22 protein-coding genes are annotated in these 23,790 nt (G+C 73.1%); 14 read left to right on the top strand and 8 right to left on the bottom strand.

What is annotated here, in order from left to right; all coding sequences use genetic code 11:
* Window positions 1–296: 296 nt before the first annotated feature.
* From FB558_RS37220 to FB558_RS37195, 6 genes are all read left to right on the top strand, one after another.
* Window positions 297–1,184: an ABC transporter permease gene (locus tag FB558_RS37220; protein WP_142062441.1), complete on the top strand. Its 888-nt coding sequence runs from the start codon at window positions 297–299 to the stop codon at window positions 1,182–1,184.
* The gene (locus FB558_RS37215) at window positions 1,181–2,131 is read left to right on the top strand and encodes a carbohydrate ABC transporter permease (protein ID WP_142062438.1); all 951 of its coding nucleotides are present in this window, start codon (window positions 1,181–1,183) and stop codon (window positions 2,129–2,131) included. Before FB558_RS37220 ends, FB558_RS37215 begins: the two co-directional genes overlap by 4 nt.
* Before the next feature lie 26 nt (window positions 2,132–2,157).
* Complete coding sequence (locus FB558_RS37210) at window positions 2,158–3,783, top strand: type 2 periplasmic-binding domain-containing protein (RefSeq protein WP_142062435.1); 1,626 nt, start codon at window positions 2,158–2,160, stop codon at window positions 3,781–3,783.
* Window positions 3,784–3,785: 2 nt separating this feature from the next.
* Complete coding sequence (locus tag FB558_RS37205; protein ID WP_170231736.1) at window positions 3,786–5,072, top strand: sulfatase family protein; 1,287 nt, start codon at window positions 3,786–3,788, stop codon at window positions 5,070–5,072.
* A 4-nt stretch (window positions 5,073–5,076) separates the two neighbouring features.
* Window positions 5,077–6,087, top strand: coding sequence for a Gfo/Idh/MocA family protein (locus FB558_RS37200; protein WP_170231735.1), 1,011 nt, complete (start codon window positions 5,077–5,079; stop codon window positions 6,085–6,087).
* Window positions 6,088–6,212: 125 nt separating this feature from the next.
* Window positions 6,213–7,352 carry an ROK family protein gene (locus tag FB558_RS37195; RefSeq protein ID WP_170231734.1) on the top strand — a complete coding sequence of 380 codons (1,140 nt, stop codon included), beginning with the start codon at window positions 6,213–6,215 and terminating at the stop codon, window positions 7,350–7,352.
* Here FB558_RS37195 and FB558_RS37190 read toward each other — a convergent pair.
* The 8 genes from FB558_RS37190 to FB558_RS37155 form a co-directional block, all read right to left on the bottom strand.
* Window positions 7,345–8,271, bottom strand: a complete 927-nt coding sequence (locus tag FB558_RS37190; protein WP_142062423.1) for an aminoglycoside phosphotransferase family protein — start codon at window positions 8,269–8,271, stop codon at window positions 7,345–7,347. The genes FB558_RS37195 and FB558_RS37190 overlap by 8 nt on opposite strands.
* An 8-nt stretch (window positions 8,272–8,279) precedes the next feature.
* Window positions 8,280–9,767: a sulfatase family protein gene (locus FB558_RS37185; protein ID WP_211367113.1), complete on the bottom strand. Its 1,488-nt coding sequence runs from the start codon at window positions 9,765–9,767 to the stop codon at window positions 8,280–8,282.
* 19 nt (window positions 9,768–9,786) lie between these two features.
* Window positions 9,787–11,397, bottom strand: coding sequence for an arylsulfatase (locus tag FB558_RS37180; protein ID WP_211367112.1), 1,611 nt, complete (start codon window positions 11,395–11,397; stop codon window positions 9,787–9,789).
* Window positions 11,394–12,293 (bottom strand): carbohydrate ABC transporter permease, encoded by a 900-nt coding sequence (locus tag FB558_RS37175; RefSeq protein ID WP_142062417.1) that lies wholly within the window; start codon window positions 12,291–12,293, stop codon window positions 11,394–11,396. The genes FB558_RS37180 and FB558_RS37175 overlap by 4 nt, the downstream gene beginning before the upstream one ends.
* Window positions 12,290–13,216, bottom strand: coding sequence for a carbohydrate ABC transporter permease (locus FB558_RS37170; protein WP_142062414.1), 927 nt, complete (start codon window positions 13,214–13,216; stop codon window positions 12,290–12,292). The genes FB558_RS37175 and FB558_RS37170 overlap by 4 nt, the downstream gene beginning before the upstream one ends.
* Window positions 13,213–14,592, bottom strand: a complete 1,380-nt coding sequence (locus tag FB558_RS37165) for an extracellular solute-binding protein (RefSeq protein ID WP_142062411.1) — start codon at window positions 14,590–14,592, stop codon at window positions 13,213–13,215. Before FB558_RS37165 ends, FB558_RS37170 begins: the two co-directional genes overlap by 4 nt.
* A gap of 125 nt (window positions 14,593–14,717) precedes the next feature.
* Complete coding sequence (locus FB558_RS37160) at window positions 14,718–16,001, bottom strand: DUF4232 domain-containing protein (RefSeq protein ID WP_142062408.1); 1,284 nt, start codon at window positions 15,999–16,001, stop codon at window positions 14,718–14,720.
* 71 nt (window positions 16,002–16,072) lie between these two features.
* The gene (locus FB558_RS37155) at window positions 16,073–16,420 is read right to left on the bottom strand and encodes a GatB/YqeY domain-containing protein (RefSeq protein ID WP_142062405.1); all 348 of its coding nucleotides are present in this window, start codon (window positions 16,418–16,420) and stop codon (window positions 16,073–16,075) included.
* A 37-nt stretch (window positions 16,421–16,457) separates the two neighbouring features.
* Between FB558_RS37155 and FB558_RS37150 the strand changes: the two genes are divergently transcribed.
* The 8 genes from FB558_RS37150 (at window position 16,458) to FB558_RS37115 (ending at window position 23,787) form a co-directional block, all read left to right on the top strand.
* Window positions 16,458–17,090 carry a TetR/AcrR family transcriptional regulator gene (locus tag FB558_RS37150; protein WP_142062402.1) on the top strand — a complete coding sequence of 211 codons (633 nt, stop codon included), beginning with the start codon at window positions 16,458–16,460 and terminating at the stop codon, window positions 17,088–17,090.
* 325 nt (window positions 17,091–17,415) lie between these two features.
* Window positions 17,416–18,090 (top strand): lipoyl(octanoyl) transferase LipB, encoded by a 675-nt coding sequence (gene lipB / locus FB558_RS37145; RefSeq protein WP_246107041.1) that lies wholly within the window; start codon window positions 17,416–17,418, stop codon window positions 18,088–18,090.
* A 49-nt stretch (window positions 18,091–18,139) separates the two neighbouring features.
* Window positions 18,140–18,871: a TetR/AcrR family transcriptional regulator gene (locus tag FB558_RS37140; RefSeq protein WP_170231733.1), complete on the top strand. Its 732-nt coding sequence runs from the start codon at window positions 18,140–18,142 to the stop codon at window positions 18,869–18,871.
* Complete coding sequence (locus FB558_RS37135) at window positions 18,868–20,091, top strand: macrolide family glycosyltransferase (RefSeq protein WP_246107040.1); 1,224 nt, start codon at window positions 18,868–18,870, stop codon at window positions 20,089–20,091. Before FB558_RS37140 ends, FB558_RS37135 begins: the two co-directional genes overlap by 4 nt.
* A 477-nt stretch (window positions 20,092–20,568) precedes the next feature.
* On the top strand, window positions 20,569–21,285 hold the full coding sequence (locus tag FB558_RS37130) for a GAF and ANTAR domain-containing protein (RefSeq protein ID WP_142062396.1): 717 nt from the start codon (window positions 20,569–20,571) through the stop codon (window positions 21,283–21,285).
* Between the two features lie 115 nt (window positions 21,286–21,400).
* Window positions 21,401–21,898, top strand: coding sequence for a GtrA family protein (locus FB558_RS37125; protein WP_142062393.1), 498 nt, complete (start codon window positions 21,401–21,403; stop codon window positions 21,896–21,898).
* 69 nt (window positions 21,899–21,967) lie between these two features.
* Window positions 21,968–22,342 (top strand): DUF6319 family protein, encoded by a 375-nt coding sequence (locus tag FB558_RS37120; RefSeq protein ID WP_142062390.1) that lies wholly within the window; start codon window positions 21,968–21,970, stop codon window positions 22,340–22,342.
* A 20-nt stretch (window positions 22,343–22,362) separates the two neighbouring features.
* Window positions 22,363–23,787 carry an SDR family oxidoreductase gene (locus FB558_RS37115; protein ID WP_142062387.1) on the top strand — a complete coding sequence of 475 codons (1,425 nt, stop codon included), beginning with the start codon at window positions 22,363–22,365 and terminating at the stop codon, window positions 23,785–23,787.
* The last annotated feature ends 3 nt before the right edge of the window (window positions 23,788–23,790 follow it).

Raw genomic sequence — 23,790 nt, 5'->3', positions numbered from 1 at the left:
GGCCCACCGGCGACCGTGGATTAATCGTACGCCCTTGACAAACAAGCTCGCCCACTGTGACCCTCTGCGGGCCATCCGTCGCAGAAGGAGCTGAGAGTGGCCGGACCAAGGACAGGGACGTCCTCCCGTCGGCAGTTGCTCACGCTGAGCGGATCTGACCACGCGGTCGTGGCTTGTCCCCGTTCTCGGGTCGTCCCCTCGTGACGACGACCATCCGACGCCCCGGGAGGCAGCACCCGAGGTCGACCCGTGGGAGCTCGCAGCAGCGCCGTCCCACACCGGTGTGGCGTCGGCTCGTGCGGGACCGCGCCGTACTGCTGCTGGCGCTGCCGGGGATCGCGGTCATCGTCGTCTTCCAGTACGTCGCCCTCGGTGGCAATGTCATCGCGTTCCAGGACTTCCAGCCCTACCTCGGCATCGGGCGCTCGTTGTGGGTGGGCTTCGAGAACTTCTCGATCCTGTTCAACGGAGACCCCGAGTTCCTGCAGGCACTGCGGAACACGCTCCTGATCACCGCGCTGCAGGCGGCTTTCGTGTTCCCCGCGCCGATCGTGCTGGCGCTGCTGCTGAACAGCCTGGTCTCGGACCGGGTGAAGCAGGTGGTGCAGTCCGTGCTGTACCTGCCGCACTTCCTCTCCTGGGTCATCGTGGTGGCGATCTTCCAACAGATGCTCGGCGGCGCAGGACTGCTCAACAACTGGCTCCGGGCGCACGGCTGGGAGACCTTCGACATCATCGGGAACCCTGACGCCTTCTACGCGCTCATCACCTCCCAGGTCATCTGGAAGGACACGGGATGGGCGACGATCCTGTTCCTCGCGGTGCTCTCGCAGATCGACCGTTCGCTCTACGAGGCATCGGCGATGGATGGCGCCACCCGCATGCGGCAGATCTGGCACGTGACTCTGCCCGGGATGCGGCCGATCATCATCCTGCTCTTCATCCTCAAGCTCGGCGACTCGCTGTCGGTCGGCTTCGAGCAGCTCATCCTGCAGCAACAAGCGGTCGGACCGGGTGTCGCGCAGGTGCTCGACACCTACGTCTACAACAACGGCATCGTCGGCGGCGCCTGGGGCGTCTCCGCCGCGGTCGGGCTCGTCAAGGGTCTGGTGGGTCTCGTGCTCGTGCTGGTGGCGAACAAGGTCGCCCACATCTTCGGCGAGGAAGGGGTGTACCGGGCATGAGCGCGGTTCAGGCCGAGCCGGCCGATGCCGGATCCGACCGGACGCGCCGCAGGCGCCGCAGGAGTCCCCTCATCGACGGCGTGCCACGTCCCGGCCCCATCGAGACCGTCATCAAGGCGATCGTGCTCGGTACCGCCTGCCTCCTGGTGGTGCTGCCGTTCCTCGGCATCATCTCGACCTCGCTCGCCACTCCCGAGCAGGTCGTCCGGGCCGGTGGGTTCGTGCTGATCCCCGAGGCCATCGACCTCTCCGCCTACCGCTCGATCTTCACCGGTGGCGTGGTCACCCGAGCTCTGCTCGTCAGCGTCTTCGTGACCGGAGTGGGCACGCTCATCAGCCTCACCCTGACGGCGATGCTCGGGTGGGCGCTCAGCCGACGCGGCAGCATCGGCAACCGGCAACTGCTGCTGCTCGTACTGGTGACCTTGCTGTTCAGTCCCGGCATCATCCCCAGCTACCTGGTCGTCCAACAGCTCGGATTGCTCGACAGCCTGTGGGCACTGATCATCCCCACGGCGGTCTCGGCCTTCAACGTCATCGTGGTGCGGGCCTTCTTCGTGGGACTGCCGCAGGAGGTCATGGACAGCGCTCGCATCGACGGTGCGGGGGAATGGCAGACCTTTCGCCACATGGGGCTGCCGCTGGCCAAGCCCGTGCTGGCCGTCGTCGGGCTCTTCTACGGCGTGGGCTACTGGAACGCGTTCTTCAACGCCATGCTCTACATCTCCGACTCCTCGAAATGGCCGCTGCAGCTGGTGCTGCGCACCTACGTGGTGGACGGCAACCAGATCGGTGCGCAGGCCCTCGGCACGGATACGGCGCTGCCGCCGCAGACGTCGCTGCAGATGGCGATCCTCGTCATCTCGATCGTGCCGGTGCTCATCGTCTACCCCTTCCTGCAGCGGCATTTCGCCAAGGGCATGCTCACCGGCGCCGTCAAGGGCTGACCAGCATCCGAACGAGGAGGAATCGCATGTCCCACCCCCTGATCGGCCGACGGCGTCTGCTGAAGGGCTCGCTCGGCGTGGGCGCCCTGGCCGCGCTCGGCCTCACCGGCTGCAGCAACGAAGGCAGGGGCGCCATCGGATCGCAGGCGGCGAACGACGCCGTCGTGCTGCCCGACTACGTCCCGTACACGGGGTTCGTGCCCGATCTCAAGGGCGAGAACGGCGTCAGCGACACCGCGCTGCGGTACCCGGAGAACCCCGCCGCAGTGACGACCGGACCACCCGGAGACGGAGCGGATGTCGCTGTCTTCGCTCTGACCAACACGCCGATCCCGCCGGCCATGGACCAGAACACGTTCTGGCAGGAGCTGAACGCCCGCCTCGGTTTCACCTTGTCGGTCGCGCTGGTGCCCAGCGGTGACTTCACCGAACGGTTCCAGACCACGGTCGCGGGTGACCAGCTCCCGGATCTGTTCACGTACTTCCCCTCCGGAGTCCCCGGGCTGCCGTCGTTGCTGCGTGAGCGGGCAGCCGATCTCACCGACCTCCTCAGCGGCGACGCCGTCAGGAACTACCCCTTCCTCGCCAACATCCCGACCGAGAGCTGGCGCTCCGCCGTCTACGGCGGCCGCATCTACGGTGTCCCGATCGCACGTGGTCCCCAGAGCAGCCCGTGTCTCTACCGACGCGACGACGTGCTCGACGAGCGCGGCATCGACGGCGGCGTGGGCAACTGGGACGACCTGCGGACGATCTTCGGCGAGCTGACGGGCGGGAACACCTGGGCGTTGTCGAACGTCCCCATGCAGCTGATCCGCCAGGCGCACGGCATCGCCAACACCTGGGAGCTCGGCGCCGGCGGCACGCTCGTGAGCGCGAACGAGGACGAGCGGCAGCTGGAGGCGCTGGAGCAGGGCCGCCGGCTCGTGGCCGACGGGCTGGTGCACCCGGACACGACGTCGTCGGACAATCAGCAGCGTCAGGCCTGGGTCGTCGGCGGCACGACGCGCTTCTTCGAGGGCACGTTCGCCGCCTGGTCGACGCTGGCCAACATGCCGACCGCGGGCGACATGCGGCTGGGCATCGTGGTGCCCCCCGCGATCGAGGGCGGTGGGGCCGCGCCCATCTGGCTCGGACCGCCGACGCACAACCTGACCGGTATCGGCATCGACTCGACCGATCGGGCGGCGGCGCTGCTCGACGTGCTCAACTACCTGGCAGCACCCTTCGGGAGCGCGGAGCACAAGTTCAAGAACTACGGCCTCGAGGGCGTGCACCACACGCTCGTCGAGGGTGACCCCGTGCTCACCGACAAGGGCCAGCGGGAAACGCAGCTCGGCCTCAAGTACGTCGGTGAGGGGCCGTGGGTGAACTACGTGCCGGGGAAGCCCGACGTGGCGCGGGCGCAGTTCGACGCACAGACGGCCGTGGTCCCGACGGCGATCCCCAACCCGGCGGTGAACCTGTTCAGCGAGACCCAGTCCCGCAAGGGGTCCCAGATCGGCAGCGCGCTCGACAGTGCGCAGACCGACATCCTGCAGGGCCGGGAGCCGGTCTCGGCGTGGGCCGAAGCCGTCAAGCGGTGGAAGCGCGACGGCGGCGACCAGATGCGCGACGAGCTTTCCCGAGCCTACGAGCAGAGCGGCGGCTGAGGATGCGCCGACCGAACGTCGTCGTCGTGCACTGGCACGACCTCGGGACACACCTGCGGGCCTACGGGTACGGCGTGAACTCGCCGCACGCCGACGCGCTCGCGGAGCAGTCCACCGTGTTCGAGCGGTGCTTCAGCACCAGCCCGTTGTGCAGCCCGGCGCGCGGCGCGCTGTGGACCGGGCGCTACCCGCACAGCAACGGCCTCCAGGGGCTGACACACCGCGGCTGGGAGTACGGCGAGGGCGAGCGGCCGCTGCCGATGCACCTCGGTGGCGCGGGGTACCGCACAGTGCTCGTCGGCATCCAGCACGAGTCGCGCGACCACGGCCGCCTGGGCTTCGGGGAGCACCTCGGCGCGAGCAACCATGCCGGCGACGTCGCCGAGGCCGCGGCCCGGTGGCTCGATGCACGACGGGACGAAGACGGCCCGTTCCTGCTGGTCTGCGGCATGCTCGAGGTGCACCGGGGCTGGCCGGCCGAGCGGTATCCGCCCGACCCGCCCGGCGCCGTCGACGTCCCCGGGTACCTGCCCGACAACGAGCACACGCGCGAGGACATCGCCGCGTTCGGCGGTGCGATCACCGTCGCGGACCGGGGGCTCGGGATCATCCTGGACGCACTCCGGCGCAACGAGCTCGACGACGATACGGTCGTCGTCTTCACCACGGATCACGGCGCGCCGTTCCCCCGCGCGAAGAGCACGTTGTACGACCCGGGGGTGCACGTCGCGCTCATGGTGCGGATGCCGCCGCGGCTCGGCCCCGCCGGTCCGCGACGCGAGCCGGGACTGGTGAGCCACGTCGACGTGGTACCGACCCTGCTCGAACTGCTGGGGGTCGCGGTGCCGGACGACGTGCAGGGCGTGAGTTTCGCGGCCACCCTGCGCGACGGCGCCGCGCCGACACGTCGCGAGGTGTTCCTCGAGAAGACCTACCACGCCGACTATGACCCGATCCGGGCCATCCGGACCGACTCCTACAAGTACATCCACAACTTCGAGCCGCGCCCGCTGCTCGCCCTCCCTCCCGACCTCGAGGCCTCGACCACGCGCCGGGGAATGGGCGACGCGCACCTGGCCCCGCGTCCGCAGGAGGAGCTGTACGACCTGGTGGCCGATCCGGGGGAGACGACCAACCTCGTCGACGACCCCGGCTCGGCCGAGATCGCCGGCGACCTCCGCGAGCGGCTGGACGCGTTCATGCTCGCGACGGACGACGCCTTGCGCCACGGGCCCGTGCCGGTGCCGGTCAGCGACGCGCCCGCACTCGTCGTCGATCGAACGGGGTGAGGGGATGACGACGGAGCGGCGCAGGCGGGTCGGGCTCGTGGGATGTGGCGAGGTCGCCGGCTACGGCCATCTCCCGGTCCTCCTGGGAGCGGAGCGGCTCGACCTGGTCGGCGTGTGCGACGTGTCGACCGATCGGCTCGCGGCGGCGCCGGTGCCGGCACGGGTCGCGCGCTGCACCTCGTTGGAGGAGATGCCCGACCTCGACGCGCTCGTCGTCACCTCGCCCGCCGGGGTGCACGCGGAGAACGTCGGGTGGGCGGCGCGGCGCGGTGTCCCGGTGCTGTGCGAGAAGCCGATCGCTGTGGACGCGGCGACATCGCTCGCGATGGTGGAGCAGATGGAGGCAGCGGGTGTCCCGCTGTGGATCGCCTTCACCTATCGGTACTCGCCGGTGGCGCGGCGGATCCGCGAGCTCGTGGCGACCGGGGCGGTGGGCGAGGTGCGCGCGCTGCGGATGGTCTTCCTGTGGGACCTGCACGGTGCGTTCCAGGACCGGGTGGCCCGGACCGGCGTGAACCAGCGGCGGGTCGGGCGGATGCGCGAGGGCGGCCCACTCGTGGACTGCGGCGTGCACCAGATCGACCTCGCGCGCTGGTGGCTCGACAGCGACCTGCAGGTCGACCACGCGACCGGCCTCTGGTTCGACGAGATCGACGGCGTGGACGCGCCCGAGCACGTGACGACGCACCTGTCGGGCGGCGGCGCCCGGGTGCTGGTCGACATCAGCTTCGCCTACGGTCACCGCTCGCCGTCGAGGCTCCCGACCTTCACCTACGAGGTCATCGGGACCGACGGCGTCATCCGCTACCGACGCGAGGAGCGCGACTTCGTGCTCATCGACGGTGACGGTAGGCACGAGCTCGGCTGGGCGCACGAGAAGTCGTTCGAGGGGATGTACGCCGACCTGGCCGCTGCGCTCCACGGCGAGGAGCATGCGCTCCCGACCGGGCGCGACGGGCTCGCGGCGACACGGCTCGCGCTCGACGCAACGAGCCGGGCGGTCGCGGCGCGGTGAGGGCACAGCACCCGCGCCGCATCGACGAGCCCGCCAGGAGGAGCGACGATGATGGACCGGTGGCTCCTGGCACCGAGCGCACCGAACTCATGGTGCGTCAACGCAACTCGACAGCATCCGCGATCATGCGCAAGATCGTCCGCGACGGACCTCTCGGTCGAAAGGAGTTGTCCTCCGCCATCGGCGTCAGCTTCACGACGATCACGAAGACCGTGGCGGAGTTGCTCGCGCTCGGTGCGCTCACGGAGTCGGAGCCTCCGGCACTGCGCGGGGCGGGCAGGCCGGTGACACCGCTCGACGTTCCGTCTGCACGACGACTGGTGCTGGGTGGACATCTGCACCCGGAGAGCACTTCCTGCGGGGCCTACACGCTGCGCGGTGACCTCGTCACCTGGCGATCGGCGAACGCCAGTGGCAGGACCCAGCGCGAACGCATCGAGGAAGCCGCCGAGTTGGTCGGGGCCGTCGTGGCGGAGGTCGGCACTGCCGCCGTCACCGGCATCGGGATGACGACGCCGTGGGCCGAGCTCCACCACGGTCAACCGCCACCGCTGGTGGCAGACGTCGACCCCGATGCGCTGCGCACGGGCCTGCGCGAGCACCTCTCCCACCCGGTGCGCGTCGAGCCGAACGTCCGCGCGCAGGCGCTCGAGCACTACTGGTGGGGCGGGGGCGGCGACGACGTCCTCACCGTGCTGGTCGGACGGTCCGTCGGCGTAGCCCAGATGCGAAGCGGTGACCTGGTGTGGAACGGCCCCGGCGCCGGAGGCCTCGTCTCGCACATCGTCGTCCCGGGCTCCACGTATCCGTGCGACTGCGGACAGGTCGGCTGCGTCAAGGCGACCTGCACGGACGACGCGCTCCTGCGGCGCGCCGTCGAGTCAGGACTGCTGCCCCCCGGGTCGTTGCAGCGCGACCTCTATCCGGAGGATGACACCGAGGGCTTGCGCGAGCTCCGCAACGCCCGGGCCGAGGAGCTCGGCCGCGTGATTCCGCTCATCATGAGCCTTGTCGCTGCGGACGAGACGACCGTGCGGGGCAGGGTGGGCACCCCTGACGAGATCTCGACCTGCATCGACATCATCCGGAGGCGCTACCGCGAGCTGGTCGGGCGCGAGGCCGAGGTTCGTTTCCACGACCGTCGCCGCCCGGACTACTGGCCGCACGCATCAGCAGCGCTCGCGTTGGATCACTACCTCGCATCGCCCCTGCGGCACGAGGGGGACCGGGCCTTGCGAGCAACCGGTAGCTGTCACGTCACATGAGCCAGTCGATCTCATCGGGTCGGCTGCCACCCGGCACCCCGGCGAGGATGCGTTCCAGGGTGCGCCTGCCGAGCCGGCTCATCACCGGGTTGCTCTCGGCGTAGTACCAGACCAGGCCCATCGCCTGCGCGAAGGCCCAGGCCGCGCCGCGCTCCCACTCGAGGTCGTCGCACCCGAGGTCGGCGCGCAGCAGCTCCCGGGGGCCCGCGTCGAGCAGGTGCCAGGCGGCGACCAGGTCGAGAGCCGGGTCGGCCGCGGCCAGCCCGCCGACGTCGATGACGCCGGCGAGCCGTCCCCGCGACACCAGCACGTTGCCCGGGATCAGGTCCCCGTGGGTCATCGCGTCCGGCGGGGTGCGGGGCAGCTCGCGCAGCCGCACCCAGAGCCGCCGCAGCCGGGGCACGTCGAGCAGTCCCTCGCTGTGCCGGAAGCAGGTCTGCATCCACTCGTCGTGGGTGCGCAGCTCCCCTCCCCGGGCGTGCCCGCTGAACGTCCGGCCCCGGGTGTCGATGCCGCGAACGTCGGCGATCAGCTCCGCGAGGTCGTGGGCGAACGCCTCCGACGCCCCGGGGTCCTCCTGGGTGGCGGTGGCACCGGGGAGCCAGGTCTGCACCGACCACGGGAGCGGGTACCCGTGCCCCGGCCGGCCCAGCGCCACCGGTTCGGGCACCGGGAACCGCGTGTGCGCGGCGAGCTCGCGGGCCGCGTCCGCCTCGGCCCGCAGCCCACGGGCGACCGCGTCGCCGTCGCGCGCCTGCAACGGGAACCGCGCCGCGAACCGGTCACCGACCCGGAACATCGCGTTGACCGTCCCCTCGGCCGCCACGGCGGTGACCGGCAGCCCCGCCCACTCGGGGAACTGCTCGTCGAGCAGGGCGCGGACCAGCTCGGGCGGCACCTCGAGCTGGTCGGCGTGCATCGCGGCGCTCACCCGGGCCGGGCCGAGCGCCCGGGCGGAGCGGGCGCGCCGGTCGACCGGCCCGGCACCGTCCGCCGCTCCCCCGCCGCGCGGGCGTAGGTCTCGGCGTCCGGCCGGCCGCGCCACACCGGGCTCATCTGCCCGCGCCCGGACACCGGACGCGCGAAGGCGTCCCGCGCGGCCGCGGCGTGCCGGGCGAACCAGTCGTGCAGCACGCCCGACAGCTCATCGCGCACCGCGGCCCGGCCCGGTTCCCCCGCGCGGTCCTCCCGTTCGTCCGGGTCGTCGACGAGGTGGTAGAGCTCCTCGGGGCCGTCGCCGTGCCGCACCACGTACTTCCACTCCTGCGTGCGCACCATCCGCGTGCCGCCGTACTCGTCGAACACGACCACGGCCTCGTCGCCGCAGGCGGTGTCGCCGCGCAGTCGCGGCAGCAGGGAGCGCCCGGCCGCCAGCGGGTCCTCCGGTGCGGCCACGCCGGCGATGTCGAGGATCGTCGGGTGCAGGTCGCACGCGCCGGCGAGCCCGGCGTCCACGCGGCCGGCCGGGATGCGGCCGGGCATGCTCACGACGAAGGGGACCCGCACCGAGTTCTCCCACATGTTCAGCGGCCAGGTGGCGTTGCCCTTGCCCCAGATGCCGTGGTGCCCGCAGCTGAAGCCGTTGTCGGAGGTGTACACGACGCAGGTGCTGTCGCGCAGCCCGGTTCCGTCGAGGACGTCGAGCAGCCGCCGTACCCCCGCGTCGACGGCCGTGAGAGACGCGAAGTACCCCCGCAGGCTGGGCCCCGGATCCTCCATGGCGTCCGACACCGGCCCGGGCTCCCAGCTGAACCACGGGTGCGGTTCCTCGCGCGGGCACGACGCGAAGCGGCAGCCGTCGTATACGTCGGTGTAGCGGGCCGGGTGCTGGCCGACCCACGGGCTGTGCGGGGCGGTGTAGTTGACCTGCAGGTAGAAGGGGCGCTCGCTCCCGGCGTTGCCGCGCAGGAAGTCGAGCGCCTCGTCGGTGATCGCCTCGGTGAGGTAGCGCGGTTCCTCGGCGGCGCGGCCGTCGCGCCACACCGGTGCCCCCGTGTACCGGCCGTCGCCGGTGCGGTGGGCGTACCAGTGCTCGAAGCCCGGCGCCGGTTCGCGGGACGTCCCCAGGTGCCACTTGCCGCTGTGGCCGCACTCCCACCCGGCGGCGGCGAGCACCTCGGGCGTGGTCGCGAGCCCGGCGAGGTAACTGTCCTCGTCCCGCACGCCGTAGGCCTCGCCGCGGATCCAGTCGTGCACCCCGTGCGCGGAGGGCATGCGTCCGGTCAGCAGCGAGGCGCGCGCCGGTGAGCAGACCGGCGAGGCGCAGAAGAACCGGTCCAGCTCCGTGCCGCTCGCCACGAGCCCGTCGATCGCCGGGGTGACGAGCTCGGGGTTGCGGTGCCCCATCGCCCACGGTCCCTGGTCGTCGGTGAGGACGACGAGCACGTTCGGGCGCCGCGCGTCCGTGCTGGCCACTAGCGCTCCCCGGAGGCGCTCACCCGGCCGCCTCCTCGTCGCCGAGGCCGCGCTCGGCGTAGATCGCGAGGGTGGTGTCCCACGGGATCACGCCGACGCGGTCGGCCCAGCGCTGCCAGCGATCGGACAGCTCGGCGACCAGGTCCGGGTGCTCGCCTGCGAGGTCCTGCAGCTCGGTGCGATCGAGGTCGAGGTCGTAGAGCTCCCACGGCCCGGGGTGCTCGCGCACCAGCTTCCAGCGTCCGACGCGGATCGCGGCGTTGCCGGTGTGCTCCCAGTACAGCGGGACGGGGTCCTGCGGCTCGCCGCGCAGGGCCGGCAGGACGCTGCGCCCCTCGAGCGGGAGCACCGACCGGTCCCCGCCCGGGTAGCCGGCGCCGGTGCACTCGAGCAGCGTCGGCAGCACGTCGACCAGCTGCACCGGCAGGTCCACCACGCTCCCCGCGGCCAGGCCGCCCGCGGGCCAGTGGACGAGGAACGGCGCGGCGATCCCACCCTCGTGCACCCAGCGCTTGTAGAAGCGGAACGGGGTGTTCGACAGGTTCGCCCACGCCCGCCCGTAGCTCGAGTAGGTGTCCTCGGGGCCGGGCACGATCCCCGGATCGTTGCCGACCCGCAGCTCACGGCCGTCCCGGGTGCGGTTCGGAACGATGTCCGTGCGCAGCCGGAAGCTCTCGACCTCGCCCTTCGGCAGGTCCTCGGGGGAGGCGCCGTTGTCCGACAGCACCACCACCACGGCGTCGTCGAGCCGCCCGGTGCGCTCCAGCGCGTCCACGATCCGTCCGATGCCGGCGTCCATCCGCTCGATCTGCGCGGCGTAGACCTGCATCCGGCGCACCTGCCAGTCGGCGTGCTCGGCGTCCGCCCAGGCCGGCTGCGTCGGGTCGCGGTCGCTGAGGGCGGTCCCGGCCGGTAGGACGCCCTCGTCGACCAGGCGCTTCATCCGGCGCTCCCGCAACACGTCCCAGCCCTCGTCGAAGACGCCGTCGAGCGCGGTGACGTCCGGCTCGGGCGCGTGCAGCGGCCAGTGCGGCGCCGTGAACGCCGTGTAGAGGAAGAGCGGCTGTTCGGGGGCGTTCGCCGACCGCTCTTCGACGAACGCGACGGCTTCGTCCGCGATCGCGTCGGTGTAGAGGAAGCCGGGCTCGCGGGCCTCGGCGCTCGCGTCGGACTCCCCGCGGGTCAGGGTGCCCGGGTCGTAGTAGCTCCCGCAGCCGGTCAGCGTGCCGAAGAAGCGGTCGAACCCGCGCCGGGTCGGCCACGCGTCGTTCGGCACGCGCATCTGCGACGCCAGGTGCCACTTGCCCGTGAGGCACGTGGCGTACCCGGACGCGCGCAGCACCTCGGCCGCCGTGACGCACCGGTCGTTCAGAGTGCCGCGGTAGCCGCGCGGGGCGTCGTCGTTGGTGAGGATGCCGATGCCGGTCTGGTGCGGGTGCAGCCCCGTCAGCAGTGAGGCGCGCGACGGGCTGCAGCGGGCGGTGTTGTAGAACGCGGAGAGCCGCACGCCGTCCCGGCCCAGCCGGTCGGTGTGCGGCGTGCGGATCTCCCCGCCGTAGCAGCCCAGGTCGGAGAAGCCCATGTCGTCGGCGAGGATCACGACGACGTCCGGGCGGCGGCCCGCGTTCACTTGACCGCTCCTCCGGTGAGTCCCGACATGATCTGGCGGTTCGCCACGACGGCCAGCACGATGATCGGCACGGTGGCGAGGGTGCCCGCCGCCGCCATCGGTCCCCATGCCACCTCGTAGGGCTGCACCAGCGACGCGATGCCCACCGTCAGGGGCGAGGTGCGCCCGCCGGAGGTCATGACCAGCCCCATCAGGAACTCGTTCCACGCCATGATGCCGACGAACACCGCGACGGCAGCGAGTCCCGAACGGGCCAGCGGCACCATGACCTGCAGGAACACCCGCAGCTCCGAGGCGCCGTCCACGACCGCGGCCTCGCGGAGCTCGCCGGGCACGCCGTCGAAGTAGACCTTCATGAGCAGGGCCGAGAACGGCAGGTTGAAGACGGTGTTCAGCAGGACGAGACCCAGCACCGTCCCGAGCAGGCCGAGGCTGTTGAGGGTGACGTACAGGCCCGGGACGAGCGCCATCGGCGGGATCAGCGGGAGGACCGCGCTGACCGCGAGGAGGGTGAGGGTGACCCAGCGGGCCATCTGCAGCCGCGAGAGCGCGTAGCCGGTGGCCGACCCGACCACCAGGCACAGCACGATCGTCCCGGCGACGATGAGCAGGCTGTTGCCCAGCTGCGCGACGAACGGGCGGCCCGGGCCGAGCAGCTCCGCGACGTTGTCGAGGGTGAACCCGAACACCCAGTCCGGGCTGACGATGTCCCGCCCCGGCTGCACGCTCAGCACCACCAGCCAGGCGATCGGCAGGACGAACACCGCGAGCAGCGCGAGCAGTGGCAGGTCGACAGCGGGGCGGAACCGTCGCCGCGGCCGGCCCGCCGCGGGCGACGACGCCGTCCCGGTGCTCGTCACCGGCTCGGCGATCGCGCCGGGGGTCGTCGTGCTCATGCCGCCGCTCCCCCCTGCCGCACGGTGCGGCGGACGAGCACCGCGACCAGCAGCCCCGCGATGACGAACACCACCACCGCCAGGCTGAACGCCGCCCCGTACCCGAGCTCCAGCCGGTCGAAGAAGACGTTGCGGATGTGCAGGCTCACCAGCGTGGTGGCGTCGTTCGGCCCGCCGCGGGTGAGCAGGTACATCTCGTCGAACGCCTTGACGCCCATGACCAGCCGGATCAGCGCCGCCGCGGCGAGGGCGGGGGTCAGCAGCGGGAGCACGACCCGCCAGAAGATCTGCTGCTCGCTCGCCCCGTCGACGCGCGCGGCCTCGATGATCTGGTCGTCGATCCCCTTGAGGGCCGTGTAGACGAGCAGGAACACCACGGGCGTCCAGTGCCACACGTCCACGAGGATGATCGAGGCCATCGCGCCCACCTCGCTGCCCAGCCAGCCCTGCGCGGGCAGGCCGAGGTCGACGAGCACCTTGTTCAGCACGCCCACGGTGGGGCTGAGGATCAGCAGCCAGATCAGGCTCACGACCACCGGGGCGACGACGGCGGGCCACAGCGCGAGGTTGCGCGCGATCGGCCCGAACAGCGCCGAGCGGTCCACCAGGACGGCCAGCAGGGTGCCCAGCACGAGCGTCAGCGGCACGGTCAGGGCGATGAACACGGCGGTCGTGACCGCCGACGACATCGCGAGCGCGTCGTCGAACATCCGGGCGAAGTTGGCGAGCGTGCCGAAGTCCCAGAGGAACTGCCCGTTGCGCACCTCGACGTGCGACAGCGCCATCCGCACGACCTGCACGAGCGGGTAGACGGCGAACAGGAGCATGAACGCGACGAAGGGCAGCACGGCGACCAGGCCGAACCGGCCACCGTGCAGCGGGCTGCGCGCCCGGGACCGCCGTGCTGTGGAGGCGGTGGTCACTGCAAGAACCCCGCCTCGCGGACGACCCGGGTCAGCTCCTCCTGCAGCTGGGCCATGCCCTCGGGCGCCGGTGTCGCGCCGGACCCGATGCCGCTGAGGATCCGTTCGGTCACCTCCAGCATCGGCGCCGCGAAGACGTAGCGCACGGCGCGGTGCACCGACGGCATGGAGTCGGCGACGGCCCGCAGGTACGGGGCCTCACCCCCGCCGAGCTCCGCGAGCACGTCCGACCGGCTGGCGATCCCGCCCTCCTGCCCGAACACCGTCTGCTGCTGCTTGTCGAGCATCCAGCGGATGAACCGGTAGGTGGCCTGCGCGCGCTCCGGCGGCAGCCCGCGCGGAACGCACAGCGACCAGGTGCCGCTGGTCGGGGCCGACTCGCCGATCGGGCCGGCCGGCACCACGGCGTACCCGAGCTTGCCGACGACGTTCGACGCCGCCGGGTCCTCCAGCTGGGCCGCGGCGGCCGCCACGACGTGTGCCTGCAACGCCTCGCCGCTCTGCAGGGCGGCGATGACCTCGGCCTGCCCCACGGTCTGCGGCTCGGCCGGGCCGAGGGCGAGCAGCCGGGTGAACATCTCGGTGGCCGCGAGGGCCTCCGGCGAGTCGAGCGCGGGGGTCCAGTCGGTGCCCTCGTCGGCGAACCACGTGCCACCGTGGCTGTAGAGCACGGGCATGTAGTCGTAGGTGATCGACTGACCGCCGGAGGACGCCTGGCCCCGGGTCGCGTAGCCGTAGCGCGCGAGGCCCGCCTGCTGCGCCCGCTCCCCCGCCGCCACCGCGTCCTCCCACGTCCGGGGAACCGGGATGCCGAGCTGCTCGTAGAGGTCGCGCCGGTAGATCAGCAGGTGCACGTTGCCGTTGAGCGGCAGGCCCATGACGCGCCCGCTCTCGTCCGATGTGCGGGCCTGCGCGTCCCAGTACGGCAGCGCGTCGTAGGTCAGCACGGCCGGGTCGAGCGAGAACTGCGCGTCGACCTCGTCCAGCGGCGCGACCCAGTCGTTGTCGTAGAACTGGTGGGTCCAGGGCTCGTCGAGCTGGAAGAGGTCGAAGACCAGGTTCTGGTTCTGGATCGCGTTCGTCATCTGGGTGCGCAGGCCGTCGTAGGGGAACTCGCGCAACGTGATGCGCACGCCGCTCTCCGCCTCGTACTGCGCCGCGACCGCCCGGTAGGCGTCCAGCCACGGGGACTGATTCGTGGGTACGACCAGCTCCGTGACCTCGCCGCCGGCGCCGCCACCCCCGCCGAGCGCGCCGGTACCGCCGCCACCGCAGGCGCTCGCACCCGCGATGGCCGGCAGCGACACCCCCAAGGCCGCGAGCCGCAGGAACCGCCGCCGGTCCATCGTCGACATGACGTTCGCCGTTGAGGTCATGGTCCTCTCCTCGCCTGGGGGGCACGCCCGGCCGAGTCTGACCCCGCCCGTTACTAGCAGTCAACACTTTGTCCGTACATATCGAGTCGCGGCGCCCTGCAGGACAGGACCGGGCGTTCAGGGCGTCAGTGCGGCCGCACGGCCTGTCGCACCGGTTGCCACGGCCCGATCCGGACGCTGCCGCCGTCCACGAGGTCGAACGGCGCGGGCGCGGCGCCGAGCGGCACCGCGCTGGATCCACCACCCGGAAGGATCACGGTCAGCTCCTGCGGGGAGTCCTCGTCGGCCGCCGCGCCGTACCCCTTCCAGACCAGCGGGAAGCCGGCGGCGTCGCCCGGGGCCAGCCCGACGCGGGCGGCCGGCGGGACCTCGGGTCCGGTGGGGGCGCCGGGCTGCGCCACGAGCTGGAGCGGTCGGCCACCCTGCGCGATCACGATCTCGGCGAAGCCGTCGACGTGGCAGGGGTGGTCGGCGCGACTGGTGGCGACGATCGTCACGGCCCGGGTGCCCATCGCCGCGTCCCACCCCGTCGCGCCCCAGGTGAGCTCGTCCGGCGTGCAGGCCGGCGGGGCGTCGACGGGGGCCGGCTCGGCGTCGACCGGCTCCCGGGGAGCAGGTGGCCTTGCGGGCGGCGGGTGCGCCGCTGCCGCGAGCTCGGGCGGGGGCTCGGCGCCCGGCGGCTGGTCGGCCCGGTCGCCGAGCAGGAGCACGGCGCCGGTGGTGGCGAGGACGGCGGCCGCAGCACCTGCGGTCGACCACGGACCGCCCCCGGGGGGCGCGAGCCCGGCCCGCCACGCCCACGCGCGGCGGACCAGCAGCCCGAGGGCGAGAGCCGCGCCGCCGACGACGGGGAGCGCGCGGACCGAGCCTGCGAGCACGGCGGTCGCCACCAGCGCCGCGACCGCGAGGGCGCTGACGGCGAGCCCGGCCGACCATGCGGACAGCGCCGAGCGGTGCGCCGGACCGACGTGCCGGTCCAGCGCCGTCACGGCGGCGGCCTGCGCGAGCCAGTACAGGCACAGGCCCGCCGGGACGGCCGGCGCCGAGAGCAGCACCGCGACCAGCACGAACCACCCGAGCACGACACAGACCAGCATGCCGAGGAGCACCCCCGCGGCCGCCTGCGCCCACGCGGGCAGCGGTCGCGGGACCGGCGGGGCGGGAACGGTCCGCAGGTGCAGCCCGGTCCGGACGAGACCGAGGAGCACGACCCCGAGGCCGGCCCACTCGAGCACCCAGGTGGCTCCCAGCACGACGTCGCGGGTCGGGCCGGGGCAGCGGCCGAGCAGCGCGCAGCCCTCGTCGGGGTCGAACCAGAACGGGGTGTACCGCGACGCGACGACGGCGGCGAGGACCATCACCAGCACGCCGGCAGCGGTGAGGACGAGACCGGGGCGCACGGTCCGCATGCCCACCCCGATCCGCCTCGCCGTGGCGGTGATCGTAACCGTGCGGGGACGGGGGACGAGCCGCAGGCGCGCTACCGGTACCGGTCCAGGACCTCGATCTCGAGGCGCAGCCGCCCGGCGTGTTCGTCGCGGCCGAGCCGCTCGTACTCCTCCGCGGCACGCGCGCGCTCCCGCACCTCGGCCTCGACGATCGACCGCACGTCGGCATCGGTGAGGTGGCGCCGCCGCGCCTCCGCCGCGCCCGGGCCGTTCGCCGCTCCCGCCACGTGCGCGCTGCCGGGCGCGCTCGCCAGTCGCGGGTCGACGGGGACCGCCTCGGCGTTCTCGATGGCCGCCAGCACGGACCGCAGTGCCGCGGCGGCGACGCGGTCCCGGGCCTTGAGGGCCGCCGTCAGGTCGGCCCGCATCTCCGCACGCATGCGACCGACCGTAGCAGTAGGGGTGTATGGTTTTTCGGTGCCGCGGGTAGCCGATCACGACCAACGCCGCACCCAGGTGGCGCGCGCGTTCCAGCGCCTGCTCGCCGCGGAGGGGTTCGCCGCCGTCTCGTTCGCGAAGGTGGCCGCGGAGGCCGGGGTGTCGGTCGGGCTGATCCAGCACTACTTCGCAGGCAAGGACGTGTTGCTCCGCTTCGCCTACGACGACGCCGCGGACCGCATGGGCGAACGCGTGCGGGCGCGCGTCCGCCACGGCGGGGCCGCCCGCCTCCCGATCGCCGAGGTGCTGCTCGACAGCCTGGTCGAACTGCTGCCACTCGACGCCGAGCGGGACGTCGAATACCGCGTCCGGCAGGGCCTGCAGGCCCAGGCCGTGCACCATCCCGCCCTCGCCGACGTCGCCCGGCGGGCCGGCGGCGACCTCCTCGGCTACGTCACGGCGGTGGTCGAGAGCGGCGTGGAGCGCGGCGAGGTCGCACGCGGGGTGGACGCCGTGCTCGCCGCGCGCCTGATCCTCGCGACCGTGCAGGGCCTGGCCGACCAGGTCGCACTCTCGGGCCCGGACGCGTTCCCGGCGCGGGAGGTCCTGCGGCGCGGTATCGGCACCGTGTTCACCGGCTCCGCGCAGCAGCAGACCCACTCGGCCAAGTGACGAATACGGACATACTTTCATCTGGCGAGCGGCCCTGCCCGAACGCGAAACTCGCCCTGCCCGAACGGGAGACTCGCCCTGCCCGAACGGGAGACTCGCCCTGCCCGAACGGGAGACTCGCGCAGGAGGCGCCCCACCCAGCGCGAGTCTCCCGTTTCGACCGGCTGAGTCTCCCGTTTCGGCTGGGTGAGTCTCCCGTCTCGACGCGGATCGCCACGCCTGAGCCTCGCCTGGGCGCGGGCCTGCACGGGCCGGTCGTGGGTGGGACTTCTGGGGCGCGGATGCCCTGAGCCGGGCGCGGGCGCCGCGCGCGAGGATCGGTCCCGTGACGACGACCGGCACCACCCGCAGCGCCCCCTTCCCCCGACTCGCCCGGATGGACCTGGGCGAGGTCCCGTACGAGGAGGCCGTCTCCGCGATGGAGGGGTGGGCGGCCGAATGCCGGGCCGGCACCGCGGGCGACCGGCTCGTCCTGCTCTCCCACCCTGCGGTCGTCACCCACGGGCCGCGCACGCCGCGCGAGCACCTGCCGTCCGCGGTCTCCGGGCTGCGCACGGTCGAGGTCGACCGCGGCGGCCAGGCCACCTACCACGGCCCCGGCCAGGTCGTCGGCTACCTCGTCGCCCACGTCCGGGAGCGCGGGCCCGCCGACGTCGTGCGCTGGATGGAGGAGGGCCTCGTCGCCGCGCTCGCCGCGCTCGGCGTCCCGGCCCGCCGCCGCGACACGCCGCCGGGCGCGTCGAGCCTCGTGGGCGTCTGGACGCCTGATGACCGCAAGGTCGCCTCGATCGGCATGCGGATCCGCGGCGGTGTCAGCACGCACGGGTTCGCGCTGAACGTCGACCCGGACATGCGGGTCTTCGACGCGTTCGTCTCCTGCGGGCTCGCCGAACCGATGACGTCCCTGCGCGTCCTCGCCGACGAGGCGGGCAGGCGCGCACCCTCGGACGCCGACGTCCGGGACGCCGTGTCGCGCGCGCTCGGCGCCCGCACCGGCTAGCCTGACCCGTGACCGGATGAGAGATCTGGTCACCGGTCATGGAGGCGGAGTGGGCGACGGGCACGAACAGCGCGCGCAGCGGATCCTGGACGCGGCAGCCGAGCTCGTGCTGCGGTGGGGGCGCAAGCGGGTCACCATCGAGGAGGTCGCCAAGCACGCCGGCATCGGCAAGGGCACCGTCTACCTGCACTTCGACTCCCGCGCACGGCTGTTCACGTGCATGCTGATGCGCGAGTCGCTCGGACTCGTCGACGAGCTCACCGGCGCGATCGAACGGGACCCGGCGGCGGTGCTGCCGTCCGAGCAGGCGCGCCTGACCTACCTCGGGGTGCATCGCCGCCCGCTGCTGCGAGCGATGTTCCTGCGCGACAGCGACCTGCTGGGCGACCTGGCCCACGAAGGCGCGGTCCAGCCCCTGCGCGACGGGAAGAGCGAGCTCGCCCGCGACCTGTTCGGGCTGCTCCGCGCGCACGGGCTGATGCGCACCGACCTCGACGCCGACACGCAGGGCTACGTCGCCGGCGCGGTCCAGGTCGGCTTCTACCTCCACCAGCCGGCGCCGGGTTCGCACACCACCGCCCCGGAGGCGGCCGCGGCCGCGCTCGGCCACACCCTCCGCGCCGTGCTGGAGCCCGCGGTCGCGCCCGATCCCGCGGCACTGGCCGCGGTGGCTCCGGAGGTGCTCGCGCAGTACCGGCGGTTCCGGGTCGCGCTGGCCGCCGCCATCACCGAGCAGCCGGCGAGGGCAGCCGGACCGGACCGACGAGGGGTCGTCACATGAGGATCGCCATGGCGGGCATGCCCGCGGCGGGGCACGTCAACCCGAGCCTTGCGGTCGTGCGCGCGTGGGTGGAGCGGGGCGTGGAGGTCACGTACCACTCCGCCGAGGAGTTCCGCGGCCCCGTCGAGCGGACCGGTGCGCGGTTCCGCCCCTACCCGGCGGGAACGATCTCCGCGGGGGACATCGCCGAGGCCACCCGGACCGGCAGCCCGCTGCGGGTGGTGACCCGGATCCTGACGGCCACGGAGTCGCTGGTGCCGTTCCTGCTGGCCGAGCTGGACGCTCAGCGGCCCGACGCGCTCGCGTTCGACTCCAACGCTGCCTGGGGGCACGTGGCCGCGGCGAGCGCCGGGCTGCCCACGATCTCGCTCATGACCACGATGATGGTGGGCAGCCGCGAGCTCAGGAGCATGACGATCCGGGAGGGGGTGCACTTCTTCCGCGCCGCCGCGGCGGACCTGCCCGCGGTGCGCGCGGCGAAGCGGCGGGTGGTGCAGCGCTTCGGCGAGCACCTCTTCCCGCCGCGGCCGGCCTTCCCGATCCGGGGCGACGTGACGCTCTTCCCGATCCCGCGGTGGATGCAGCCGGCCAACCCGCTGGTCGACCGGCGCTGCCACTTCATCGGCCCCACGCTCGACCCCGTCGCCGGGGACCAGGCCATCGACGCCGAGCTCGCCGCCCACCTGGACGCGGCGCAACCGCTGGTCCTGGTGTCACTCGGCACGCTGCACGCGGCCGCCGACGAGTTCTTCCGCACCTGCTTCGCGGTGCTCGCCGACCTCCCCGCGCGGGTCCTGCTCGCCGTCGGGTCCCACACCGATCCCGCGCGGCTGGGGCCGCCACCGGCGAACACCCTCGTCCGCCGGTCGGTGCCGCAGCTGGAGGTCCTGCGGCGTACGGCGGTGTTCGTCACCCACGGAGGCATGAACAGCGTGCTGGAGGGGCTGGCGAACGGGGTGCCTCTCGTCGTCCTCCCCCAGCAGTTCGAGCAGCTGGTCATCGGCCGCACCGTCGCCGACCGCGGCGCCGCGGTGGTGCTGCGCCACAACCTGTCGAACCGGCCCGTGCCGCCCGACCGGCTGCGTGCCGCCGTCGAGCGGGCACTCACCGATCCGGCACCCCGGGCCTCGGCACGGGCGCTCGCCGAGACCCTGTACGACGACGGGGGCGCCGCCGCCGGGGCCACGGTGGTCGAGGAGCTGCTCCAGCGGAGTCGCTGACCGTCGTCGGCCACCGCGCGAGGGGACGACCGCGCCGTGCCGGTCCCGACCCCCTCGTCGGGACCGGCACAGCGGGAGAGCACCTCGCGCGCTCCCCAGTTCGCGAGGTGCGGGACCGTGGCCGCGATCAGGCCGGGGGCGGCCCGCAGGCTCCCGCGACCGGGCTCCCCCCGCCTGCCGGCGGTCGGGGCGGCGCGGAAGGCCGCGGCCGTCGTCCGTTACCAGTGCACATGTCCACCTCGCTCCCGCCGGGCACAGCGCGACGACATGACGGCCCGGCGCATCGGTCTCCATCTGCCGCCGGGGTCTGGAGCGGTAGCTATGAGAAGTACAGGCCGGACGCGACGGGGGGCTAGGTCCGTTCGGGGGGTCGTACTCCGATCTCGCGACGGCCGTCGGCGGTCGCACTAGGCTCGGACCGGACCGACGGACCGCTCCGCGGCCGCGTCGTGCCCCTCTCGGGAGAACGGGGCCGCCATGCGCAGCGATGAGGTCGCCGGAGCGCTCGTCGAGTTCGCGGACACGCTGGTGGCCGACTTCGACATCGTGGAGTTCCTCCAGCGGCTGACCGACCGGTGCGTCGAGCTGCTGCACGTCGACGCCGCCGGGCTGGTGCTCGGCGACCGCCGGGGCGCGCTGCAGCTGGTCGCGGCCACCTGCGACGACGCGCGCCTCCTCGAGACGTTCCAGCTGCACCTCGACGAGGGCCCGTGCGTGGAGTCCTACCGCAACGGGCGGGAGGTCGGCGCCGCCGACCTCGCCCTCGCCGGCCGTCGCTGGCCCCGGCTCGCGCCGGCGCTGCGGCAGCTCGGCTTCTCCGCGGTGCACGCGCTGCCGATGCGACGCCGCGCGGAGGTGATCGGGGCGCTGAACCTGTTCCACCGGGAACCCCGCGAGATGGACGCCGCGGCCGCGGCGGTCGCCCGCGCGTTCACCGACGTCGCGACGATCGGGCTGCTGCAACAGCGCGCACGACGCGAGAAGGAACTGCTCGTCGAGCAGCTCGAGTCGGCGCTCAGCAGCCGCGTCCTGATCGAGCAGGCCAAGGGGATGCTCGCCGAACGGCTCGACCTGGACACCGAGGCGGCGTTCGCCCTCCTGCGCCGTCACGCCCGCAGCCGCAACCGCCGCCTCACCGACCTCGCCGTCGATGTGATCGAGGGCCGCGTCGAGGTCTCGCACCACGTGTCGTGACCGCAGGTGCCGGCGCACCCGCAGACACGGTGCGGCGGGCTTCGGAGTCCGGCTGTTCAGCTCCGGTTCGCCGTGCCGTCGCCGAGCCGGGACCCGTGAGCGATACCAAGGGTGCGTGGGTACCGAGCCGCGGGACGGCACCGCCGAACACGACCGGGCCGGCACCCCGGAGCGCTTCGCGCGGCTGTGCCGCGCGGTCACCGCCCGGCTGCCGTTCGGCCTGTCCCGGGTGGTGCCCCCGACCTTCGTGGGGTTCGCCGCGATCAACGGCACCACCTTCTGCGCGGACCTGCTGATCCTCACGGCCCTGCACGGCCACTGGGACGTGCCCTACGGCCTCGCCGTCGGCATCGGGTACGCGATCGCGTTCGCATCGAGCTTCCTGCTCAACCGCGTCCTGAACTTCCGGTCGCACGCTCCCCTGGGCCGCCAGACGGCCGTCTACGTCGGCGTCGTCGCGGTCAACTTCGCGATCCTGGTCGGCGTCAGCTCCGCGCTCGAGGCGCTCGGCGTGCAGTACCAGGTGGCCCGGGTCGCGGCGGGCGCGTGCGAGGGCCTGTTCATGTACTGCGCGATGCGCTGGGTCGTCTTCCGAGCACCGGACCGGCTGTGAGCGCTTCGAACACGCGTTCTACGATCAGCGCGCCCGCCACAGACACCCGCCACAGGGAGCGACGCAGCGATGAGCACACCAGACGACGCCGGCACCACCGCGATCGCGGACGCCCCGCCCGCGGAGCCCGCCAAGCCGCGTCGCGGGCGGCCGAAGGGCTCCACCGCCCGCACCACGCGCACGATCGAGCTCACGCTCACCGTCACCGGCACGGCGGACGGCGACTGGGTGGCCGAGCTCAAGCAGGGGAGCACCTGGCTCAGCCGCGGGCTGCCGGTGTCGGCCGCGGCCGTGTCGAAGGCGGCCCAGGAGCTGCACGCGGAGCTGGCGGGCCCGATCGACGCCGTGATCGGCGCCGCGCGGGAGCAGCGCGCCGCCCGGGTCGCCGCGCTCGAGGCCGAGCTCGAGCAGGCGCGCAAGGCGCTGGCGGAGATCGAGGAATAGGCCGCACGTAGGCTTCTGCGGTGTCCGGAATCGACCCCGACGACCTGCAGACCTGCCTCCGGGTGCTCGCCGAGGTCGACGCCCTCCCACCCGAGCACCCGGACGCGGTGCGCGTCCGGCGGGCCACGGCGGGGATCTACAAGTCGGTGAAGCTGCGTCGCCGGGCGGCGAAGCGGGAGGCGATCGCGGCGGCCGACGGCGCCGTCACCGCCGCCACCGCCACCGGCGCGCCCGGGCGGATCGACGACGAGACGCAGGGCCTGCCGCTGGTCTCCACCGCCGTCGGGGCCACCGCGGGCACGCTGCTGCGCTCGCGTGCGTGCTACACGTGCAAGAACCGCTACCACGTGGTGGACGCGTTCTACCACCAGCTCTGCCCGCCGTGCGCGGCGCTGAACCGCGAGCGGCGCGACGCCCGCACCGACCTCACCGGCCGGCGCGCCCTGCTCACCGGCGGCCGGGCCAAGATCGGCATGTACATCGCCCTGCGCCTGCTGCGCGACGGCGCCCACACGACGATCACCACCCGGTTCCCGGCCGACGCCGTGCGCCGCTTCTCCGCCCTGCCCGACAGCGCGGACTGGCTGCACCGGCTGCGCGTCGTCGGCATCGACCTGCGCGATCCGGCCCAGGTCGTCGCCCTCGCCGACTCCGTCGCCGCGCAGGGCCCGCTCGACATCCTGATCAACAACGCGGCGCAGACGGTCCGCCGCTCCCCCGGCGCCTACGCGCCCCTCGTCGCGGCCGAGCGCGCACCGCTCGCAGCCGGCACGCCGGTGGAGGTGATCACGTTCGACCACGTCCGCGACGACCGCCCGCCCGCGCTCGCCGGCGCCGCGGGCGCGCACCGGACGCCCACCGCCCTCACCGCGCTCGCCCTCACCGCCCGCAGCGCATCGCCCGAGCGGATGAGCGCAGGCACCGCGGTGGACGCGGGCGGGCTGCTGCCCGACACCGCGCCGGAGAACAGCTGGAGCCGGCGCGTCCACGAGATCGACCCCCTCGAGCTGCTCGAGGTGCAGCTCTGCAACCAGACCGCACCGTTCATCCTGGTCAGCGCGCTGCGACCGGCGTTGGCCGCCGCGCAGGCGCGCCGCAAGTACGTGGTGAACGTCAGCGCGATGGAAGGGCAGTTCAGCCGCGCCTACAAGGGTCCCGGGCACCCGCACACCAACATGGCGAAGGCCGCGCTCAACATGCTCACCCGCACCAGCGCCGCCGAGATGCTCGAGAGCGACGGCATCCTGATGACCGCGGTCGACACCGGTTGGATCACCGACGAGCGGCCGCACCCCACCAAGGTGCGGCTGGCCGACGAGGGCTTCCACGCCCCGCTGGACCTGGTGGACGGCGCCGCGCGCGTGTACGACCCGATCGTTCGCGGCGAGGCGGGTGAGGACCTGCACGGCTGCTTCCTCAAGGACTACGCACCGACGAACTGGTGAGGA

This window comes from Pseudonocardia kunmingensis (assembly GCF_006716445.1).
GTDB classification, from domain to species: domain Bacteria; phylum Actinomycetota; class Actinomycetes; order Mycobacteriales; family Pseudonocardiaceae; genus Pseudonocardia; species Pseudonocardia kunmingensis.
The sequence above is the reverse complement of the archived record's forward strand: the minus strand, read 5'-3'. Positions and strand labels throughout refer to the sequence as shown.